The sequence below is a fragment of the Sphingomonas natans genome, from assembly GCF_030546695.1.
GTDB classification, from domain to species: domain Bacteria; phylum Pseudomonadota; class Alphaproteobacteria; order Sphingomonadales; family Sphingomonadaceae; genus Sphingomonas_I; species Sphingomonas_I natans.
Genome location: NZ_JAUOTP010000005.1, coordinates 13,075 through 34,718, shown reverse-complemented (window position 1 = coordinate 34,718; position 21,644 = coordinate 13,075). Strand labels below are relative to the sequence as shown.

At 66.4% G+C, this 21,644-nt stretch carries 11 protein-coding genes and 1 tRNA gene; 5 read left to right on the top strand and 7 right to left on the bottom strand.

The annotated features are described in order from the left end of the window. Window positions 1–11: 11 nt before the first annotated feature. The 3 genes from Q4F19_RS12005 to Q4F19_RS11995 form a co-directional block, all read right to left on the bottom strand. The gene (locus tag Q4F19_RS12005) at window positions 12–5,627 is read right to left on the bottom strand and encodes an Ig-like domain-containing protein (protein WP_303542864.1); all 5,616 of its coding nucleotides are present in this window, start codon (window positions 5,625–5,627) and stop codon (window positions 12–14) included. Between the two features lie 440 nt (window positions 5,628–6,067). Then, the gene (locus tag Q4F19_RS12000; protein ID WP_303542862.1) at window positions 6,068–9,046 is read right to left on the bottom strand and encodes an amidohydrolase family protein; all 2,979 of its coding nucleotides are present in this window, start codon (window positions 9,044–9,046) and stop codon (window positions 6,068–6,070) included. Window positions 9,047–9,240: 194 nt separating this feature from the next. Further along, complete coding sequence (locus Q4F19_RS11995) at window positions 9,241–12,402, bottom strand: TonB-dependent receptor domain-containing protein (RefSeq protein WP_303542860.1); 3,162 nt, start codon at window positions 12,400–12,402, stop codon at window positions 9,241–9,243. A gap of 584 nt (window positions 12,403–12,986) precedes the next feature. Here Q4F19_RS11995 and Q4F19_RS11990 point away from each other — a divergent pair. Together Q4F19_RS11990 and Q4F19_RS11985 are read left to right on the top strand one after the other, a co-directional pair. After that, window positions 12,987–14,801, top strand: a complete 1,815-nt coding sequence (locus Q4F19_RS11990; RefSeq protein WP_431312402.1) for a gamma-glutamyltransferase family protein — start codon at window positions 12,987–12,989, stop codon at window positions 14,799–14,801. A gap of 8 nt (window positions 14,802–14,809) precedes the next feature. Next, complete coding sequence (locus Q4F19_RS11985; RefSeq protein WP_303542856.1) at window positions 14,810–16,222, top strand: M20/M25/M40 family metallo-hydrolase; 1,413 nt, start codon at window positions 14,810–14,812, stop codon at window positions 16,220–16,222. A gap of 133 nt (window positions 16,223–16,355) precedes the next feature. On the opposite strand, the gene Q4F19_RS11980 is transcribed toward Q4F19_RS11985, so the two are convergent. Beyond that, window positions 16,356–16,430, bottom strand: a tRNA-Glu gene (locus Q4F19_RS11980). 118 nt (window positions 16,431–16,548) lie between these two features. Next, the gene (locus Q4F19_RS11975) at window positions 16,549–16,878 is read right to left on the bottom strand and encodes a hypothetical protein (RefSeq protein WP_303542853.1); all 330 of its coding nucleotides are present in this window, start codon (window positions 16,876–16,878) and stop codon (window positions 16,549–16,551) included. Between the two features lie 158 nt (window positions 16,879–17,036). On the opposite strand from Q4F19_RS11975, the gene Q4F19_RS11970 reads away from it, so the two are divergent. The 3 genes from Q4F19_RS11970 (at window position 17,037) to leuD (ending at window position 19,657) form a co-directional block, all read left to right on the top strand. After that, a complete protein-coding gene (locus Q4F19_RS11970; protein ID WP_303542851.1) occupies window positions 17,037–18,116 on the top strand; it encodes a sensor histidine kinase in 1,080 nt (359 codons plus the stop codon). Window positions 18,117–18,134: 18 nt separating this feature from the next. After that, window positions 18,135–18,935 carry a LytR/AlgR family response regulator transcription factor gene (locus Q4F19_RS11965; RefSeq protein WP_303542849.1) on the top strand — a complete coding sequence of 267 codons (801 nt, stop codon included), beginning with the start codon at window positions 18,135–18,137 and terminating at the stop codon, window positions 18,933–18,935. 143 nt (window positions 18,936–19,078) lie between these two features. Next, window positions 19,079–19,657 carry a 3-isopropylmalate dehydratase small subunit gene (leuD, locus tag Q4F19_RS11960; protein ID WP_303542848.1) on the top strand — a complete coding sequence of 193 codons (579 nt, stop codon included), beginning with the start codon at window positions 19,079–19,081 and terminating at the stop codon, window positions 19,655–19,657. A 565-nt stretch (window positions 19,658–20,222) separates the two neighbouring features. Here the strand turns inward: leuD and phoB are convergent. Next, window positions 20,223–20,921 (bottom strand): phosphate regulon transcriptional regulator PhoB, encoded by a 699-nt coding sequence (phoB, locus tag Q4F19_RS11955; protein WP_303542847.1) that lies wholly within the window; start codon window positions 20,919–20,921, stop codon window positions 20,223–20,225. Window positions 20,922–20,931: 10 nt separating this feature from the next. After that, window positions 20,932–21,633: a phosphate signaling complex protein PhoU gene (gene phoU, locus Q4F19_RS11950; protein ID WP_303542845.1), complete on the bottom strand. Its 702-nt coding sequence runs from the start codon at window positions 21,631–21,633 to the stop codon at window positions 20,932–20,934. Window positions 21,634–21,644 lie beyond the last annotated feature (11 nt).

Sequence of the window (21,644 nt, the reverse complement as noted above, 5' to 3'; positions counted from 1 at the left end):
GGCCTTCCCGATCAGAACTTTCCTCCGACACTGACCTTGCCCGAACCCAGCCGGCTTCCCCGTCCGAGCGCGGCGCCGATGTCGAGCCCCAGCGTCCAGTCGCCCCCCAGATTCACGCCCGTACCGGCCTCGAGCTGGATGGCGTCGCGCAGCCATCGATCGTTGGTGATCGCGTAGGAGAGACCGGCGAGATCGGCATAATCGAGCGCCTGCGCGCCGCTGCCGCTGAACTCGTGCCGCCATTCGAAGCGGACGCGCGGCATGATCGCGCCCAGGGTCATTCCGGCACGCACGCCAAGGACGCTGGAGAGCGATTCGAGCGAGCGTCTGCCGAAGGCGAGATCGTACATTCCGGCACCCTCTTCCGAATAAGCGCCGAGCCGGGCCGACATATATTCGGCGCGGGCGAAGGCGGAGAAGGAGGTGCGATCACTGCTGCGGTCGATGCCGGCGGCGAGCGAGGCGAAGACCATCGATCCGTCGCGTTGACCGCGCGCGGTCGCGGCATTGGCCGAGACCGCGCGGCGCGTGGCGAAGTCGAGCCCACCAATGCCCAGCACGCCATCGAGGAACGCGCCACGGGCCGGCTGGAAGCTGCCGTAGAGTGAGCCCATCCAGCTATCGGCCGTGAGATGCGCCGCGCCCTCGGCGATGCGCGAGCGCTCGCCGCCGTAGCCTCCGCCCGCGCCGACGATCAGTCTGTCGGTCAGCTTGACGTCGATCCCGGCGCTGAGACCGGAGCTCGAGACGCTGAACCGGTCGCGCCGCGTGGTGGCATCGCGCGTGCCGATCATAATCGCGCCGCCACTCCAGACCGCGGCCGAGCCGATCGCGCGGTTTCCGTCGTCCGTCGCCTCGGCCGGGGCGCCGCTGGCGGCTGTCGTCGAGAGCGCCGGCTGACCGCCATCGTCAATCTGGACGATGCCGGATGTGCTATCTGTCGTCAGCCCCGCTGTAGAAGCCGGACGATCGCTGCCGTTGACGCGGATCCCCATCGTCCCGTGCTGGCTACCGCGACCGCCGCCATGCAACTGTTCTGTCCGCCGACTGAAAATGTCGATCTGGGTCGCGGCGAAGCGCCGGGTAGCCTCGGCCTGGGCGAGGCTGAGCGCGCGCACCGCCGGATCCTGCGAGGGATCGGGGCGCGCCGTCACGGTGACCGTGACCGTCGCGACCGCAGACGTGCCGAATATGTTGCTGAGCGTATAGCCGATGACGGCCGTGCCGCTGAACCGCCCGAGCGGCGTGATCCTCATCTGATAGGTCCGGGCGGTAGCTGTGCCGCCCTCGACCAGTATCGCCGAGACCGAGCCGGCGGGCGTGATCGAGGCGATCGTGCTTGCGGTGAACGGGCCTTCGCCCGCGCCGGTCGTGAGATCGACGATCGCCGCCTGGCCGTTGACCGTGGCGGCGGTGACGGACCGGGCGGTCGGCGCCGCGCCGACGACGTCGATCGCGACCGCTGCGGGACGCGAGGTGCCGCCCGGGCCGATCGCGACGAACGTGAAAGCGTCCGCGCCCTTATAGCCTGCCGCTGCCGTGTAGGTGGCGACGAAGCTCGTGCTGGCCAGCGGCTTTTTCTCGCCGAGCGCGAGGAGCCGCTGCTGGCCGACGCGATTGACGACGACGTTACCGTGCTGCGGCGGCGTATCGACGCGCACGTCGTCATATGCGCCAGTGACGAGTGCCGAGAGATCGATGTCGATCGAGGTGCTGCTCGTGACGGTCGAGGCGGTGACGGCCGAGGCCGGCGCGTCCTGCGCCTGCGGCGGCTGGGGTGCCGCGATGGCCAGCACATAGGACTTGACCGCGGTGAACGGGCCCGAGCCGGTGGAACTGTCGGTTGCGGTCACGCTGACGGCGAAGTCTCCGCTCGCCGTCGGCGTGCCGGTGAGGGCGCCCGTGGGGGACAAAGTCACGCCGGCGGGCAGCGTGCCGGATGTGACGGCGTAACTATAGGGCGCGGTGCCACCGGAGGCAGACACGGCAGCGGCATAAGCGGTGTTGATCTGCCCGCCCGGCAACGGCTCGCCGGCGATCGTCATGACGGGCGCACCGACCGTGAGGCCGATCGTCTGTGCACTGGCGGTGCCGCCGGGCCCGGTCGCGGTGAAAGCGAAGCTGTCCAGCCCCGAATAGCCCGCAGCAGGCGTGTATGTGACGACATCGCCAGCGACGCTGGCCGTGCCGTGGGCCGGCGCGAGCGAGACCGAGGTCGCGCTGTGAACGCCGCTGATCAGCGACGAGAGATCGATCGCGAGCGGTGTGCCGTAGCCGACCGCGACATCGGCCTTGGCGGCGACGATCGGAGCACTGGGCGCAGCGATGGTGAGCGCGATGACCTGGGGTGGCGACGTGCCGCCGGGACCGGTGGCCGCGTAGCTGAGGCTGTCCGCGCCGAAATAGCCGGCGACCGGCGTATAGGTGACCACATCGCCGCTGACGCTTGCCGCACCGTGCGCGGGCGCTGCCACGATCGCGATCGCGCTGTGCACGCCCGTGACCGAACCCGAAAGATCGATGACGGTCGGCGCCTCATACGCGGCGGTCACGCCGGCGGGAGCGGAGACGACCGGCGTCGCCGGTGCCGCCACGGTCAGGTTGACGGTCTCCGGCGAGGAGACGCCACCCGGGCCGGTCACGGCAAAGGCGAAGCTGTCCGGCCCGAAATAGCCGGCAGCGGGCGTGTAGGTGACGACATCTCCCGCGACGCCGACCGTACCGTGCGCGGGCGTGGTGACGGCGATGCTCGTGTGGACGCCAGTGATCGATCCCGAGAGGTCGATCGTGGTTGCGGCGCCGTATACGGCACTGACCGCGGCGGGGCCCGAGGCGGTCGGCGAATCCGGCGTAGCGACGGTGATCGTCACTATGGCCGGGGCCGACGTGCCTCCGGGGCCGGTAGCGGTGAAGGTCAAGCTGTCCGTTCCGGAAAAGCTGGGCGACGCCACGTACGTGATCACGTCGCCGCTGAGCGTCGCCGTGCCGTGCGACGGCGCGCTCGCGATTCCAATGCTCGAGTGCACGCCTGTGATGGACGTCGACAGATCGATCGTGCCGGTGCTCCGGTAGGGCACCGAAGCCGAGCTGGGCACGGCGACGGGAGCGGCGGGGTCGGCCACCGTGATCGATATGCTGGCGGGCGCCGACGTGCCGCCCGGCCCGGTAGCGACATAGGTGACGGCGTCAGGGCCGTGATAGCCCGTCGCGGGCATGTAGGTGACGACATCGCCCGAGACGGTTGCGGTCCCGTGCGACGGCGCGCCGGCGATGACCAGACCGGAATGTGCGCCTGTGACGGACTCGGAAAGGTCGATCTGGCTGGCGGCGCCGTACGGCACCGAAACCGACTTCGCGGCTGCGACGGGAGCGGCGGGCGCGGCGATGGCGATCGTCACGACGGCAGGCGTGGACGTGCCGCCGGGGCCGGTGGCCGAATAGCTGAAGCCGTCCGCGCCGGAATAGCCGGGGCTCGGCGTGTAGGTGACGACGTCGCCCGACACGCTGGTGCTGCCATGGGCCGGTCCGCTCGCGATGGCGATGCTGGAGTGCACACCGGAGATCGATGCGGACAGATCGACGGGCGTCGCAGACTCGTAGGGCACCGAAACGGATCTTGCGGCGACTGTGGGCGCGCCGGGTGCGGCAACGGTGATCGATACGGTCGCCGCCGCCGACGTGCCACCAGGGCCCGTCGCGGTATAGGTGAAGCTGTCCGCACCGTAATAACCGCTCGCAGGCGCGTAGGTCACGACGTCTCCGGCGAGGCTGGTCGTGCCGTGCGCGGCGGTGCCGGCTACGGCGATGCTGGCGTGCATGCCCGTGATCGATCCCGAGAGATCGATGGCGACGGGAGTGTCGTAGGGCACGGAAGCAGATCGAGCACCTGCCACGGGCGCCGGCGGCGCCGCGACGGTAATGCTGACGGTGGCGGGCGCGGAGGTGCCGCCGGGGCCGGTAGCGGTGTAGGTGAAGCTGTCGAGCCCTGAATAGCCGGAGCCGGGCGTGTAGGTCACGACATCGCCCGATATGCCGGCGCTGCCGTGCGTGGGGCCGCCAGCGAGGGCGATGCCGGAATGAACCCCCGTTACGGATCCCGACAGGTCTATCGCCGTGGCCGTGTGATAAGGCACCGCGACCGATTGCGCAGCCGTCACGGGCGCGGCGGGCGCGGCGACGGTGATCGAAACGGTAGCGGCCGACGACGTGCCGCCCGGGCCCGTAGCGTTGTAGGTGAAGCTGTCCGCGCCAATATAGCCATTCGCCGGCGTGTAGGTGACGATATCGCCAGACACGCTCGTCGTGCCATGCGCGGGGCTACCGACGACGGCGGTGCCTGTGTGCACCCCGGAGATCGAGCCGGACAGGTCGATGGCGGTTGCGGTGTTATGTGCTGCCGAGACCGACCTGGCTGCCGCAGTGGGCGCGGCGGGGGCGGCGACCGTGACCGACACGGTGGCGGGCGCGGAGGTGCCGCCGGGGCCGGTTGCGGTGTAGCTGAAGCTGTCTGCGCCGAAGTAGCCGCTGGTCGGGGTATACGTGATCACGTCGCCGGACACGCTGGTCATGCCATGCGCCGGCCCGCTCGAAATCGCGACGCTGGAATGCACGCCGGTGATCGAACCCGACAGGTCGATTGCCGTCGCGGTGCCGTAGGGGACGGACGCAGACTGAGCGCTCGCCGCGGGCGCGGGAGGCGGAGCGACGGTGATCGATATCGTGGCAGGCGCAGAGGTGCCGCCGGAGCCGGTGGCGGTGTAGGTGAAGCTGTCCGGCCCCGAATAGCCTGAGGTAGGCGTGTAGCTGACGACATCGCCCGAAACGCTGGTCGTCCCGTGTGCCGGTGCGCTCGCGACGGCGATACTGGAATGCACTCCGGTGATCGATCCCGAGAGGTCGATCGCTGTCGCCATATTGTACGGCACCGAGGCGGATGTCGCGCCCGCGGTGGGCGCCGCAATATAGGTGTAGCCGCTGCCCCCGCCGATAATGCTGGTTCCCGCCGGCGTAGTGACCGTGATATTGACGCTGCCGGTGCCCGCTGGCGCGGTCGCGACGATCGAGGTGGCGCTGTTGACCGTGAAGCCCGTGGCCGCCGTTGCTCCGAACCGGACCGTAGTGGCGCCGGTGAAGCCGGTGCCGCCGATCGTGACGCTGGTATTGCCGGCGGCCGGGCCGCTCGTAGGCGAAAGCGAGGAGACTACGGGCGCGCTGGCGGCGGCGGGATCGACGAAGACGGTGACCGTGATCACTTGCGACGTGTTGTTATTGTCGATCGTGAACGTGTCGCTGCCCGAAAAGCCCGGCGAAGGCGGACGATAATTGATCTCGGTGACGGTCGCGCGGACCAGAGTGCCACCCTGCTGCGTCGCATTGGGGACCTCGACACCGGGCGTCGCCGTTGCTGTGCCGTTCACCAGCGGGCGGATGGTCGTGCGGGGCAGCGGACTGCAGGGGCCGAACGCGCTGAGGTTCGCACCGGTCAGGACACCGACCAGCTGGAAGGAGCCGTCGCCGGCATTGGTGAAGCGCAGCCCGGGAAGAGCGGCGGGTCCGACCGCGCACGGCGTGTTGGCACGGGACGCTACCGGCAACAGCGCTGACGCTGCTGCCAGCAGCCATATCAACCGGACCCACATCCTTCCGACGCGAGCAAACGCAAAGAAACTCGTCACACAGGCTCTCCATTGACCCAGCAGGTCACGACGAGCCGCGTTTGTTATCGAGCGAGTTTGATCCAGGTTAAAGATTGCAAGTGTTAGACCAAGGTCTGACAGCTTATGGCAATTTCGTCCGACTCATCCAAAGTCGTGGGCGGAAGATACGAAGTTACGGTAGCGAAACTGTTTTCGTTGTTAAAAAGAAAATGCAACCTCAGTTGCAATAAATAGGACGAATAGATCCAATTTATATATGTATAACTTGGAGGATGCAGTTTTGATGTCTAAATGCAGAGGCGGCTGCTCGGCTCGATTAACGCAGGTATCGACGTCGCCGGCTTATCGGGCGAGCGATATCGATCCGGCCGTCAGGGCATCGCTTTTGCGGCATCGGAGACGTCGGCCCATCAATCCTTCGGTGCCTTGAGCAGATCGGTTTCGTCATAGACGACGCCGTTCGCGACCACCTTCCTGACGTTGTAGGTCGCCGAGATGTCGGCGCGCGGATCCCCCTGGACCAGGACGATGTCGGCGAGTTTGCCCGGCTCCAGCGTGCCGGCGTCGAGGTTGAGATCCTTTGCCGAGTTGACGGTGACGGTCTGCAGCGCCTGGAAAGGCGTGAGCCCGGCGACGACATAGGCATAGATTTCCGAATGGAGATTGGGCGCCATCAGCGTGTCGGTGCCCGCCGTCACCAGCGCGCCGGCATTAAAAGCGTCCTTCACCATCTTGAGCGATCCCGCATAGGTCGGCGCGAGCAGGGCACCCATCGTGTCCGTGCCGACGATCGTCTCCTGCGCCCAGGCCGGATAGAGCTTCACCCGCGGGTCGGCGCGGAATTCGGGATGCTTCTCCAGATACGGACCCCAGGATCCGAACATCGTCGGCGTGAAGGTGCGCCCGCTCTTGCCGAACAGCTGGATCACGTCCTCGTAGGCGCGACCTTGCGGCGCCTGCTTGGGCGAATAGCCGCGCCGGCTGGTGGCGCCGGTATGCTCGGTCGCATCGACTCCCGAATAGGCGGCCGGATAGATTTCGTGGCCCGACACAGGCACGCCCATCGCATGCGCCGCCTCGACGATGCGGCGCTGGCCGAGATCGGTCATCCGCACATAGGACTTGATCATATCATATTTGAGCGCGCTCACCGCGCCCAGCTCGCGCTCCAGATGCGCATAGCCCGAGATCGCGACGCCCATCTTGTAGAAAGTGCGGTTCCATTCCAGCAACGGCCCGCCCGAATAGATGCGCGGCCCGATCCGCACGCCCGCCTCGGCCGCCTCGCGATTCTCGATCCCGTCATACCATTGGCTGCCCGGATCGCGGACGGTGGTGATGCCGTAAGCGAGCCAGGCGCGATTGCCCGCGGCGCCGAAATCCTTCTGCGCGTGGCTGTGATGCTCGATCAGGCCGGGGATTGCGGTGAGCCCGGTCCCGTCGATCACCCGGGCGCCGCTATGGGCCGTGGCATCATGATCGCGGATCTCGGCGATCCGGTTGCCGTCGATCACGATGTCCTTGTCGTGCTGGGTCACGTCGTGGACCGAATCGACCAGCGCCGAGACGTGGATGATCGTGCGCCCGCTCGGCTTGGCGAGCGTGTAGGTGAGGTCCAGCGGCACCTCGCGGATTGTCCCCGTCTCGAGATCGACGGTCTTCAGCCTGTCCTCGTTCTGGTAGAGGATCGTTCGCGAATCCCCGCTCCAGGTCGGGTAATGCGACATCTCGCTGTTGACGCTGCGCGGCGGCCCGACGGGCGCGCCGTCCGGCGTGACCGGCCAGACGCGCAGGACGCCTTCGTAGATCGCCGCCATCCGGGTGCCGTCCGGCGACCAGGCCGGCCCGCCGCCGCCGCGCGTGTCGATCGAGAGATCGGCATCGGGCACGTACCAGCGGGGCGGGCTCTTGCCGTCGGTCGGAATGACGAAGACCTGATTGGTGCCCTCGCGGAAGCTCTTGGAATAGAGTTTGGAGAGCGAGATCACGACCGACCTGCCGTCCGCCGACCAGCTCGGCTCGCCGGGCTGAGGCAGCGAACCCTGCAGCCGCGTGATCTTGCCGCTGGCGACGTCGGCCAGCGCCACGCCGGCCACGCCCCAGCGCCCGTCGACATCGATGAAGGCGATCTGCTTGCCATCGGGCGACCAGGCGGCGCCCAGCGGCTGGGTCGCGATGTCGGTCAGCTGGCGGGCGGTGCCGGTGCGCAGGTCGCGCACCCACAATTGCGGCAGGCCGCCGCCTTTGTCCGAGCTGTAGACGATGCGGCTGCCGTCGGGCGACCAGGACGGATCCGCATCCATCGCATGATCCCTGGTCAGGTTGGTCGGCGCACCGCCGGTGACCGGCACGGTCCACAGATCGCCCAGCGCGATGAAGGCGATCGCCTTGCCGTCCGGCGAGAGCGTGGGCTTGAGGATGCCGAGTGCCTTGCGCGGGCTGGTCGAATCCCAGTCGCGCTTGGCGCGCGCATAGCTGGCGCGCGTCACGTCGAGCGTGACCGAGAAGGGTATCGTCGTCAGCCGGCCGCCGGCCCGGCGGCGGATCTGGCCGTCCGAGACATAGACATACTCTTTGCTGCCCTTCAGCCAGGAGAGCTTGAACGGAAACACATTCTCCGCGCCCGAGACCGGGACGCCGTCCATCTCCAGCCGGCTGCCTTTCGCATCGTTCGCGACGTAGGCGAGCTTGCCGTCGGGGGTCCACACGGGCGCATCGTAGTGCGCGCTGCCTTCCTTCAGGACGCGCTCGGCACCGCCGGCGGCAGGCACGGCGTAGAGGCTCATCGCCACCCCACGCGTGCTGGAATAAGCGATCTCCTTCGCGTCCGGCGACCAGGAAGGCATGCGATCCTCATAATCGTCGGCGGTCAGCTGCGTCAGCGCGCCGCTCGCCAGATCGATCGTCCAGATATTGTAGCCGGCGGCGCCCTTGCCGGCGCGATCCGACGAGAAGGCCAGCTTGGTGCCATCCGGCGACCATGCGGGTTCGCGGTCGTCCGCGATGCCTTCAGTGACGTGGCGCATCTCCGATCCGTCGGGCTTCATCGTGTACAGGTCGTAGCTTCCTTCCCGATAGGAAAAGAAGGCGAGCGTCTTGCCGTCGGGCGACCAGACCGGCTGGCGCGCATCGTTGAAATAATCGGTGATCCGCTTCGCCTTGCCGCCCTTCGCCGGCACGATCCACAGGCTGCCCTGCAGGTCGATCGCCAGCCACCTGCCGTCCGGCGAGGCAGACACGGCCATCGACGTGCCCTGATGCACCTCGATCGGGAAGGATTGCGCGCCGCCGGGCGGGGGAAGATTGGCAGGCTCGGCGCGCGCGGGCGCGACGCCGCCCACCGCAATCGACACGGCGATGAGCGACGTGCGTAGAGTGCGATGCGGCATGATCTTCCCCTGTTGATACGAACGCGAACCCCTCCGTCGGGATTTCAAACCGACGGAGGACGGTCCGGGCAAATTTGCGACCTGCTCCGCTGCGGAAACACATCGATCGATGACGATTGGCGGACTTTCCAACGCCCGCTCGTGCGGATGGCGTCCGGCCTCGGACCGATCGATCCGAGGCCGTCTGTCCGATCCTACCAGAAGGTCTTCTTGACGCTCGCATACCAGTAGCGCGCGGTCGGCGAGTAGAGGTTCGAGAGGTAGCCCGCCGACGAGAAAGGCGGATCCTTGTCGAAAATGTTGCGCGCGCCGACCTGGAACGATGTGCCTTTCAGCCAGCGGTTGCTCTCGTCGCCGAACGTATATTGGACGTAGAGATTGACGGTCGTCTGGCCCTTGACCGGATAGGGCGTCGCGTTCGCGTTCAGCACGGCGCTTTCATAGACATTGTCGATAAACTGCGTGAACGCGCCGATCGTGACCGGCCCGGAGGACCAGGTGCCGGTGGCCGAGATGCGCCATTTCGGCTGGCCGTCGCGGCCGACGACGTCGCCGCCGCCGATCAGCGGGATACCCGCGTTGAGCACGCCTGCCGCCTTCGCATCCAGCACCTGCTGAACGCCCGCCGGAACGCCGACATAATAAGAGATGAGCTTCGAGGCATTGAGGTTGAGCGAAAAATTGCCGATCGGCGTGTTGCGGATCCGGTAATCGACCTGGAAATCGATGCCCTGCACCGTGATCGGCAGCAGATTCTGGAAGTTGGCGATCACGTACAGGAGCTGACCGACCGGGGCGAGGCCGGTGCCGGCGACCGCGGCGATATCGTCGGCCGTCGGCGCCATGCGGATGACGTTCGGGTTGGTGCTGCCGCCGACGCGCTGCAGATAATCGAGGTTCAGGCCGTTCTGGTAATCGAACAGGCCGACCACGTCCTTCTGCTTGATGCGCCAGCGATCGACGGTGAGCGTGACATTGCCCCAGCCGGTCGGCAGCGGCGGCTCCAGCACCGTGCCGAAGCTCCAGCTCTTCGAGGTTTCGGGCTTCAGGTTGCGGTTGCCGCCCGAGCGGCGCAGCACCGAGATGCTGCGGTTGCACTGGGAGAAGTTGGTGATCCGGCGCGCGCGCAGGTCTGCCTCGCACAGGACATAATCGACGCCGGTGTTCACGCGATCGAGCGTGGAGGTGTTGATCACCTCGAGGTTCGGCGCACGGAAGCCCTGGCTGTAGGAGCCGCGCAGCTTCATCCCCTTCAGGAGCTCCCACGAGCCCGCGAACTTGGGCTTCGCCACGTCGCCGACGTCGCTATAATCTTCGTAGCGCCCGGCGACCTGGAAATCGAGCGCGCGGACGAAGGGGACGTTGTCGTTCGGGCTGATCAGCCCGATGCCAAGCTCGGCATAAGCCGACTTCACGGTGCGCTTGCCGCGCACGTCGGGGCTGGGGCTCGCGCCGCCGAGGTCCGAACCGTAGAAGATGCCGGTCACCGAGTCCGTGTAGGTCGTGTCGACGCCGGCGATGCCGCCCTGATAGGTCGAGCGATCGTCGCGATAGGTCTCGCGGCGGATCTCGACGCCCGCGGCCAGCCCGATCTTGTTGTCGCCCCACAGGTTGAGGATGTTGGGCGTCGAGACCTTGAAGTCGGCCAGCGCCAGCGAGGTGCGCGTCCGGCGGGTCGCCTCGATGCGGAAACTGTCGATCGTGGCCTGATTGTTGGCCGTGCAGTCGCCGATGGAAGGCGTGTTCACGCAGCCGCCGTTGAACGGATTATAGGCGTCCGACGTGGTCTTGTTGATCGCCGCCTGCAGCTTGGTGTTCGAGAAATTGACCTGCTTGTCCGCAGCCGTCGCCCAATTGTAGAGCGCGGCCGTCTCCCAGTTCCAGTTGCGGATGTCGCCCTTCAGGCCGCCGAGGAAGCGGTACTGATAGTTGGTGACGACCACCGGACGCGAGCCGAGATCGACATAAGCGAGCGTGCTGATCGTGATCGGCAGGCCGGCGGCGGGCACGCCGACGAGGCCGGGCAGGCGATTGACCGAGCCGGTCGGGCCGAACGGGTTCCAATAGGCGTTGGCGGCCATCGTGATCGGGATGTTGGCCAGGCTGCTCGACGCGCCGACGGTGGCGTGCGTCCGCGCCGCATAGAAGCCGGCCTCGCCGAAGAAGGTGATGTGGTCGGCCAGCTCGTAGTTCAGGAAGCTGAAGGCGTTGAGGCGCTTCACGGACGGTTGTTGGGTTAGATCCGGGAACGTGCCGGGCGCGTTGAAGCGCAGGTTGGCGTCTGGCGGATTGGCCGCGGGCGAGGTCATCTCGGTCGTGCCGACGCCGTCATCGTAGCAGACGCCCGCAGTGCCGGTGGGCGCGACGCAGCCGGCATTGCCGGTAGGCTGGGTGTGGAACTGGCGCGAGGCGTTGGTCAGCGCCACGCCATTATAGGTGATGACGCCCGCGCCCGTCGCGCGGAACGTCCCCCAGGGCGCGGTCGTGCTCGTGCCGTTGAACGCGGCGACGCCCGCATAGGACGTGCCGGCAACGTAAGGTCGCCGGTCCGGATTGGCGGTATAGGGATTATCGCTGATGTAGAGCTTGGTCTTGCGCGCATAGCCGACGAACAGCGAGATATTGCCGCGACCTTCGTTGAAGTCGGTGCCGATCAGCCCGTTGACGTTCAGCTCCTTGACGTTGGTGCCCTCGGCGAACCCATATTGGGAGTCCATCCTGAACCCCTTGTAGTTCGACTGGAGCACGTTGTTGACGACGCCCGCGACCGCATCCGAGCCATAGAGCGCGGCGGCGCCGTCGCGCAGCACCTCGACGCGTTCGATCCCGCCGACGGGAATCGCGTTGGCGTTGTAGCCGAAGGTCGGCACGCCGGAATCGACGACGCCCGTGATCGCCTGGCTAGTGGGGTGGAGCACGGTGCGGCGGCCGTTGATCAGGATCAACGTATTGCCCTGGCCCAGGCCTCGCAGCGAGATCGTCGAGACGTCGCCGCGCGCGGCATTGGCGTTGCCGCCGCCCAGCACCTGCTCGTTGAACGTCACGCCGCCCAATTGCGGGATCGATCGGAACAGATCCGCGCCCGAGACGGCGGCGACGCCCTCGATCTGATCGATGCCGACGACATTGACGGGCAGCGCGCCCGTGATGCGTGCACCCTTGATCTGCGAGCCGACGACGAGAATGTCCTCCGAACGCGGCGCATTCTCGCCGCCCGGATCGGCGCTCGACGTCTCCGCCTGCGGATCGGCCTGCGCCACCGTTATCGGAGCCGCCGTCTGCGCGGATGCCATGCCTGCCGCGAGGGTCGCGATGCTCACCCCAAGCAATGCGGCGGTCGTAACCTTGATCGTCATCGGCGCTTTCCCCTGTTTCGCGACACGACTTCCGCCTGCCCGGGGCGGAAGGTAATTCTCCTGCTACGCTGGCTGATTTGACGTTTTACAATCGACGATCCGGCAAAACGCCTCGAAAACCCCGAGCGAGCGCCTTACTCAACGATGATGTGATGGATTTGTGCGTGCAGGATCCCGTATAGTGTTCGGGCATCCCTCCCATCGGCAGCTATTCACGCTGCCTCGGCTTACGAATCGCAAGTTTGCCCCCTGCGAATCCGCCGCTGATCGACAGGTTACGTTAGAATTTCAGAATATCTACGAATTTGTTTTCATCACGCATCAAACCGCTTGCTCGCATCATTCTTTTCGCCATGATCTGGTCAAGGGAGATCGATGTGGTGTCGCCGGGCGACTTGTCGTCCTCACGGTACATCGTTGGCGATCGGCGTCGTCGACGGCGTCGGCGTCCGCGTTTCTGTCAGGATATTAGCGAGCGGGGCCGGGCGCAGGGGTGATGTCGCGTCGGCGCAAAAAGCGGAGGCGACGTGGCCAAGAATCGACCGGACGATTTCGGAGTGACCCGGCGCGAGCTCGGCGGGCTGATGGGCGGCATGGCTGCCGCCGCCGCCGTGGCGGGCTCGCCGGCCTTCGCGCAGGACAAGCCGGCTATCGAACCGACCCGCCTCAAGAGCGCGGGAGAGACGTTGCGCCCGGAGATCGTCGGCGATTTCGGGATCGTCGCCGCCGGTCGCCATTATGCGGTCGCGGCGGGCGTGAAGATGCTGATGGCGGGCGGCAACGCCACCGATGCGGGCGTCGCCGCGGTGTTCGCTGCCTCGGTCACCGAAATCTCGCATTTCGGGTTCGGCGGAGAGGCGCCCTCGATCATCTATGACGCGAAGACCAAGACGGTCTCCGTGATCAACGGCCAGGGCGTCGCGCCCGGCCTCGCCACGCCCGCTTATTTCGCCAAGGAGGGCGTCATACCCGGCAACGGCCCGAATGGCGGCACGATCCCGGCGATGGTCGATGCGATGGCGAAGGCGCTCGCGCTCAACGGCACCAAGACTCTGCACGAGGTGATGGAGTATGCGATCGAGCTCGCCGACGGGTTCGTGATGTACAATTTCCTGGCCGAGGTCTTCGCCAGCCAGAAGAAGGCGACGTCTCAATATAAGACGGCCTACGACACGTATTATCCGGGCGGGAAATCGCCGGTGACGGGCGAGATGTTTCGTCAGCCCAATCTTGCGCGCACGATGCGCATCGTCGCCGATGCGAGCCGCGCGAGCTTCGCCGCGACCCAGGATCGCAAGGCGGCGATTCAGGCGGGCCGCGACGCCTTCTACAAGGGCGATATCGCGCGGCGCATCGGCGCGGCGATGCAGGCGGATGGCGGGCTGATGCGCTACGAGGATCTCGCCCGCTACGAGGGCAAGGTCGAGGCGCCGGCGACCGCCGACGTGTTCGGCTACACGATCTGCAAGGGCGGTTTCTGGAGCCAAGGGCCGACCCTGCTGATGACGCTGCAGATCGCCGAGGCGGCGGGCATTTCGAAGATGGAGCCGGGCAGCGCGCTCTATCTTCACACGCTCACCGAGGCGATGAAGCTCGCCTTCGACGATCGCAACGCCTATTTCGGCGATCCGGATTTCGCGACCGTGCCTGCAAAGGGGCTGCTCTCCAAGGCCTATGCAGCCGAGCGGGCCAAGCTGATCGGGCCGATGGCATCGCTCGAGCATCGCTATGGCAATCCGTGGAAATATGAAGGCAAGCGCCGCACCACGCCGGCTTTCACGCCGCACAAGATCGAGAAGCCGGCCGGGCCGACCGCCGACACGACCGCGATCGAGGTGGTCGACAAGGACGGCAATCTGTTCAGCTGCACGCCGAGTTCAGGCTGGCTGCTAGGCGGCGCTTATATTGCCGGCGACACCGGCGTGCCGATGAGCAATCGGCTGACCGTCTTCGATCTGGATCCGACAAGCCCCAACTTGCTGGTGCCCTATAAGCGCCCGCGCACGACGCTCTCGCCCTCGATGGTGCTGAAGGACGGCGCGCCGTTTCTCGCGATCGGCACGCCCGGCGGCGACAACCAGGACCAGCAGATCGCCAATGTGCTGCTGCGCGTGCTGGCCTTCGGCGAGCCGCTGCAGGCCTCGATCGAGGCGCCGCGCATCAATTCTAACCATTTCCACGGCTCGTTCGGCCGCAAGGAGGATGCGCCGGGTGAGCTGGAGATCGAGGATCGCGTACCGACGGCGGTGCGCGCCGATCTCGCCGCGCGCGGGCACAAATTGGTGGTGCTGGGGCCGTATGGCGTCTCGACCGGCATCGTCGCCGCCGGCGTCGCGCCCGGCGGCAATCTGCGGGGCGGCGCCGACGTTCGCCGCGAACGCTACGTCTTCGGCTGGTGAGGAGCATCATGGCAAATCAATTTGCATCCCTGCTGCTCGCCACCGCGATCGTATCCGCACCGCTCGACGCGGCGCCTGCGCCGACCGCGGGCGAGCCCGCCTTCCGCGCGATGTTCAAGGAAATGGTCGAGATCAATTCGGCGCAGGAAGGCGGCAGCTGCACCGCCGTGATCGATGCGCTTGCCACGCGGATGAAGGCGGCAGGCTTCCCCGAGGCCGATCTGCATCGCTTCGTGCCCGACGGCGATCCGAAGGCCGGCATCCTCGTCGCGGTGCTTTCGGGCCGCGATCCGAAGCTCAAGCCTGTGCTGATGCTCGGCCATGTCGATGTCGTGAATGCGCGCCGCGCCGACTGGACGCGCGACCCTTATACCTTGATCGAGGAAGGCGGCTTCTTCTACGCGCGCGGCGTCGCCGACATGAAGGGCCAGGACGCCATCTGGGCAGACAATCTGCTGCGATACAAAGCGGAGGGCTACAAGCCGCTGCGCACGATCAAGATGGCGCTGACCTGCGGCGAGGAAGGCGGCGGCTTCGTCAACGGCGCCAAGTGGCTGGTCGACAATCAGCGCGCGTTGATCGACGCGGGCATCGCGCTCAACGAGGGTGGCTATGGCGAGCTGGATGCGGCCGGCAAGCCCGTCGTCCAGACCTTCCAGGCGGCGCAGAAAGTGGTGATGAGCTTCACGCTGGAGACGACCAATCCGGGTGGCCACAGTTCGGTGCCGCGCCCGGACAATGCGATCTACAGCCTAGCCCGCGCGCTGGACGGGATCAGCAAATATGACTTCCCCGTCCAGTTCATCGACGCCAATCGCGGTTATTTCACGCAGATGGCCAAGATCGTCGGCGGCGCGGACGGCGCGGCGATGGCGAAGATCGTGGTCGATCCGACCGACAAGGCCGCGAACGACCGGCTCAACAAATCACCCCAATATCATTCGATGCTTCGCACGACCTGCGTGGCGACGCTGATGAATGGCGGCCATGCCGGAAATGCGCTGCCCCAGCGCGCGACCGCGACGATCAATTGCCGCGTGATACCGGGCGTGTCGCAGGACGCTGTGCAGGCGGCTTTGGTCAAGGCGATCGACGATCCCGAGGTGAAGGTCACGGCCAGCCGCGGCTATCGGCCGATGAGCCCGGCCCCCGTCACGGAGACGCTGCTCGGCCCGGCGCGCCGCATCTCGGCGGGCATATGGCCCGGTGTGCCCGTGATCCCGCACATGGCGACCGGCGCGACCGACGCCGTCTCGCTCACCCCGGCCGGCATTCCCACCTACGGCGTCTCCGGCCTGTTCCGCGATCCGGACGGCAACGGCGTGCACGGCCTCAACGAGCGCATCCGCGTGAGTTCGCTGATGAACGGGCGGGCGTTTCTCTATCAGCTGGTCAAGGCCTATGCCGATCAGAAGGACTGAAGGCGGCGGCGCGGATTTCCCGGGTCCAGTGATCATCGGGCGAAAAGCGCCGACGCTATCAGGAAGTGGCCGTCTGCGGCACCTGCGTCGAGGATCCGATCAACCGGACCCCCCGGTCGGATATCGTCATCGCTGGTGACCCCTACGAGAATCGAACTCGTGTTTTCGCCGTGAGAGGGCGACGTCCTAACCGCTAGACGAAGGGGCCGTGCGAGCGGAACGGCGCGCTTATCGGGGTGGCCCGATATCGTCAAGCGCCAGCGCTTCGAAACAGGGGGCGCGGCAGAAAAACGGGCGGCGATTGGGTCGCCGCCCGAGAGCCGGACCTACCAGCCGTAACGCCCGTAAGCCGGATAACCGTAATAAACGGGCGGGGGCGGGGGCGGCGCGTAATAATAAGCGGCGGGCGGCGGGGCGTAATAATAGCCGGGCGCGTAGCCGCGATCATAATAGCCACGGTTGGACGAGGCGACGGCTGCGCCGACGCCCAGCCCGAGGATGCCCGCGGCGATCGCGGCGCCCGAGCCGCCGCCGCGATGATAACCGTAGCCATAGCCGCGCCCGCGATAGCGCTGCGCGTCCGCGGGGGCTGCGGCGGCGACGAGCGTACCGGCCAGTGCCAGCGCCGTTGCGGCGGTCGTTATAAGCTTACGCATGACCGATCTCCAATCCTGAGCGAAACCGAACTTATCCTGAAACGCCTGATAGCGCGATTCGGATGAACCGGCTGAAAACCAGTCGTTTAGCTGCGGTTCAGCCGTCGAAGGCGCAGTGGGTGGCGGGTTGCGCCCGGTTGGGCTAAATCGAGGGCCAGATGCCGCTCCCGCTGCTCCGCTCCCGTCCGTTTTTCGAAGACAAGAACCGGGCCTTCTGGACCTTCCAGACGATCGGCTGGTCGGGTTATTTCATGCTGCGCGCGCTGGGCGGAATCGCCAATGCGATGGGCTGGCTGTTCGTCGTGCCGACCGCGCTGACGACGGCGACGGGCTACTCGCTGACCCTGCTCATGTCGGCGGCCTATCGTCGGCTGTTCCGGCAATCGGCGGCGATCACCTGGCCGGTCTCGATCCTGATCCTGCTGCTGGCCTCGGCGGCTTTCTCGTCGATCGAGACCTGGGCGCATGCGACATTCTACCGAACCGGGGCGATGCCCGAGGGGATTCAGTATCTGTCGGCGATCCTGCTCGACTTCTCGGTGCTCGGCGCCTGGTCCGCGCTGTATTACGGGATCAACTTCTACCTCGTCGCCGAGGACCAGCGCGAGCAATTGCTGCGGCTGGAGGCGCAGGCGAGCTCGGCGCAGCTGGCGATGCTGCGCTACCAGCTCAACCCGCATTTCCTGTTCAACACGCTCAATTCGATCTCGACGCTCGTGCTGCTCAAGCAGACCGATCGCGCCAACGCGATGCTGTCGCGGCTGTCCTCGTTCCTGCGCTACACGTTGGTCAGCGAGCCCGAGGGGGCGATGACGGTGGCGCAGGAGGTGGCGACGCTGAAACTGTATCTCGACATCGAGAAGATGCGATTCGAGGAGCGGCTGCGCACCGAATTCGAGATCGATCCCGCGGTGGCCGAGGCAAAGATGCCCTCGCTGCTGCTGCAGCCGCTCGTGGAAAATGCCGTGAAATATGCGGTGACGCCGCAGGAGGACGGGGCCGACATCACGATTTCGGCCAAACGGATCGGCAACCGCGTTCACATTGAAGTCAGCGACACCGGTCCAGGATCGAACCTGACCGAGGCCATGGCGCGGGCGACCGTGTCCACCGGCGTCGGTCTGGCGAATATCAGGGATCGGCTGGCCCAGGCCTATGGGGCAGACCATCGTTTCGACATCCAGGCCGGGGAAAGCGGCTTCGCCGTCGCCATCGAAATCCCCTATCAGGCCGCATGAACTGAGGACTTCCGACGCATGACCATCCGCACGATCCTCGTCGACGACGAATCGCTGGCGATCCAGGGGCTGCAGCTCCGCCTCGAGCCGCACGAAGATGTCGAGATCGTCGAGACCTGCACGAACGGCCGCGAGGCGATCCGCGCGATCAAGACGCAGAAGCCGGACCTCGTCTTCCTCGACATCCAGATGCCGGGCTTCGACGGATTTTCGGTCGTGTCGGGGCTGGCCGAGGTCGAGCCGCCGCTGTTCGTGTTCGTGACGGCCTATTCGGATCATGCGCTGAAGGGCTTCGAGGCGGGCGCGGTCGATTATCTGATGAAGCCGGTGGACACGGATCGCCTCGCCGACACGCTGGAGCGGGTGCGCCAGCGCCTCGCCGAAAAGCGCGCCGCCGAGGAGGTGGTGCAGCTGAAGGAAGTCATCGCCGAGCATGCGCCCGAGGCGCACGAGGCGCTGCCCGACAGCGCCGAGCAGATGGCGTCGAACCGCTACGAGAAGCTCATCAACATCAAGGATCGCGGGCAGATCTTCCGCGTCGACGTCGATACGATCGAGCGGATCGATGCCGCCGGCGATTATATGTGCATCCACACGGGCGACAACACGCTGATCCTGCGCGAGACGATGAAGGATCTCGAGCGCCGGCTCGATCCGCGCCGCTTCCAGCGCATCCACCGCTCGACGATCGTCAATCTCGATCTGGTCAAGCAGGTGAAGCCGCATACCAATGGCGAATGCTTCCTCGTGCTCGACAGCGGTGCGCGGGTGAAGGTGAGCCGCTCCTATCGCGACGTAGTGGCGCGCTTCGTTCACTGATCGGGCCCACTTCGCTCTTGCTCCGCTCCTCCTGAGGAGCCACTGAGCCCGTCGAAGTGGCGTCTCGAAGGATCCTTCGAGACGGGCCTTCGCCAAGCTCAGTCCCTCCTCAGGATGAGCGGCGAGGGAGATGGAGTAGAGCGATGCAGCCGCTGACCGAGATCGAGGGCCGGGCCTATCCCTTGGGCCTCAAGAACGTGGATACCGACGTCATCATCCCCGCCCATTATCTGAAGACGATCACGCGCACGGGCCTGGGCAAAGGCGCGTTCGAGACGATCCGGGCGGAGCCGGGCAACGTGTTCGACGATCCCGAATATGCGGGCGCGCCGATCCTGATCGCGGGCGACAATTTCGGCTGCGGATCGAGCCGCGAACATGCCGCCTGGGCGCTCGGCGATCTCGGCATCAAGGCGGTGCTGGCGCCGTCCTTCTCGGACATCTTCTCGGGCAACGCCTTCAAGAACGGCATCGCGACGATCGTGCTGCCGCAGGAGGCGATCGACCGCCTGATCGAGGTGGCGAAGAGCGATCCCGTCACCGTCGATCTCGAGACCCAGTCGGTCACAACGCCCTTCCAGGACCGGTTCGAATTCCGCATGGACCCGTTCCGCCGCAACTGCCTGATGAAGGGGCTCGACGAGATCGGCCTGACGCTGGCTGGCGCGAACGATATCGATACGTTCGAGGCGGGAATGGCCAAGGAGCGGGCCTGGCTCTAGCGCCTATGCGGACCGTTCCGGAGCCTGCTGCTGGCCGCGAGTCCGGATCGGAAGTTGACAAAGTTGACACTACGTCACCCCCCACCCGGGCTCCTGCGCGGTCGGATCACCGGCGGCAGAAGTAATTTCGGGAGCGGGGCGGTGCGATTAACGCGGGCCTGCCTCTGCCTTGTGCGTGTCGTGCGGGGATCGTCTCGGGTCATGGCGTCCGGCTCCTTGCGCTGGGGCGGACAAACCAAGTGTCAGGCCAAATCCTACATTGCAAAAGGATTTTTCGAGCGTCGGCTGAAGGCGACACCGAGCTCGGCGCGCCGGATGCGGCGGCGGCTCCGATACCGCTTGGTAATAGATGGACTCCCCTTGCGGGAGCGATGGCGGGGCTATGTTGTTTGGACAATACAGCTTGGGTTCGGCTCGTTCTCACACTCCGCTCATCCTGAGGAGCCACTGAGCTTGGCGAAGTGGCGTCTCGAAGGACGGTCGAGACAGTGCGGGTCCTTCGAGACGGGCCTTCGACTTCGCTCAGTCCCTCCTCAGGATGAGCGGTGAGGGAGCGCGGGTACGGTTAAGCCACGCCCTCGGCATCCAGCGCATAGCCCGCCGAGCGCACGGTGCGGATCAGATCGGGGCGGTCGTTCAGGTTGATCGCCTTGCGCAGGCGGCGGATATGGACGTCGACGGTGCGCGGCTCGATCTCGCTTTCGCGGCCCCACACGCTGTCCAGCAGCCGCTCGCGCGAGAAGACGCGGCCGGGATGTTCGAGGAAGTGGCGGAGCAGGCGGAATTCGGTGGGGCCGAGCGGCACCGTATCGCCGTCGCGGCGGACGCGGTGGCTGGCGAGATCCATTTCGATGCCGCGATATTCGAGCCGCTCGCCGGTGAGCGCCGGGCGGGTGCGGCGGAGCACGGCGCTGACGCGTGCGACGAGTTCGCGCGGGGAGAAGGGCTTGGTCACATAATCGTCGGCGCCGGTCTGGAGGCCGCGGATGCGATCCTCTTCCTCGCCGCGCGCGGTCAGCATGATGATCGGCACGCGCTGCGTCTCGCGCGCGCGGCGCAGGCGGCGGCAGACCTCGATGCCCGAGACATTCTCGATCATCCAATCGAGCAGGACGAGATCGGGCGTACGCTCGCTGGCGAGCAGCATCGCCTCGTCCCCGTCGCCGGTACGCTCGACCGAATAGCCGTCGCGCTCCAGATGCCATGCGATCAGCTCGGCGAGTGCCGCGTCGTCCTCGACCAGCAGGATGTGCCCCGTCGTCATTCCGTTCCCCTTAGGCCGCCACCGGCGCCAATGTGTCCGCACCACGCCCGCGTTCCGCCACCTGTTCCCCCGTGGCGGCGAAATGGACCATCTCGGCGATGTTGGTCGCATGATCGCCGATCCGCTCGAGATTCTTGGCGATGAACAGCAGGTGCGTCGATGCCGAGATCGTGTGCGGATTTTCCATCATGTAGGTCAGCAGCGCGCGGAACAGGCTGTTGTAGAAATCGTCGACGACCCGGTCCTGCGCGCAGACCTTGAGCGCGGCGTCCGGATCGCGCGCCGCGAAGGCGTCGAGCGCGTCATGGACCATCTCGGCGGTGGCGCGGGCCATCGCCGGCAGGATCGAGAGCGGCTCAATGCCGCGGCTGTCGAGCAGGAGCGGTACGCGCTTGGCGATGTTCTTGGCATAATCGCCGATCCGCTCGATCACGCCGGCGATCTTGAGCGCGGCGAGGATCTCGCGCAGGTCGTCGGCCAGCGGCGCGCGCAGCGCGATCAGGCGGACGACCTGACGCTCCAGCTCGGCCTCCAGCCTATCGAGCGTGCGATCGCCCTCGACGATCGCGGCGGCGGCTTCGGTGTCGCGATTGGCCAGGGCGGCGATGGCGCCGTCGATCGCCTCTTCGGCAAGCCCGCCCATCTGCGCGACGAGCGCGCGGAGTTCGGCGAGATCCTCATCGAAGGATTTCAGGATATGTCCGGTCGCCATTGCCATTTTCC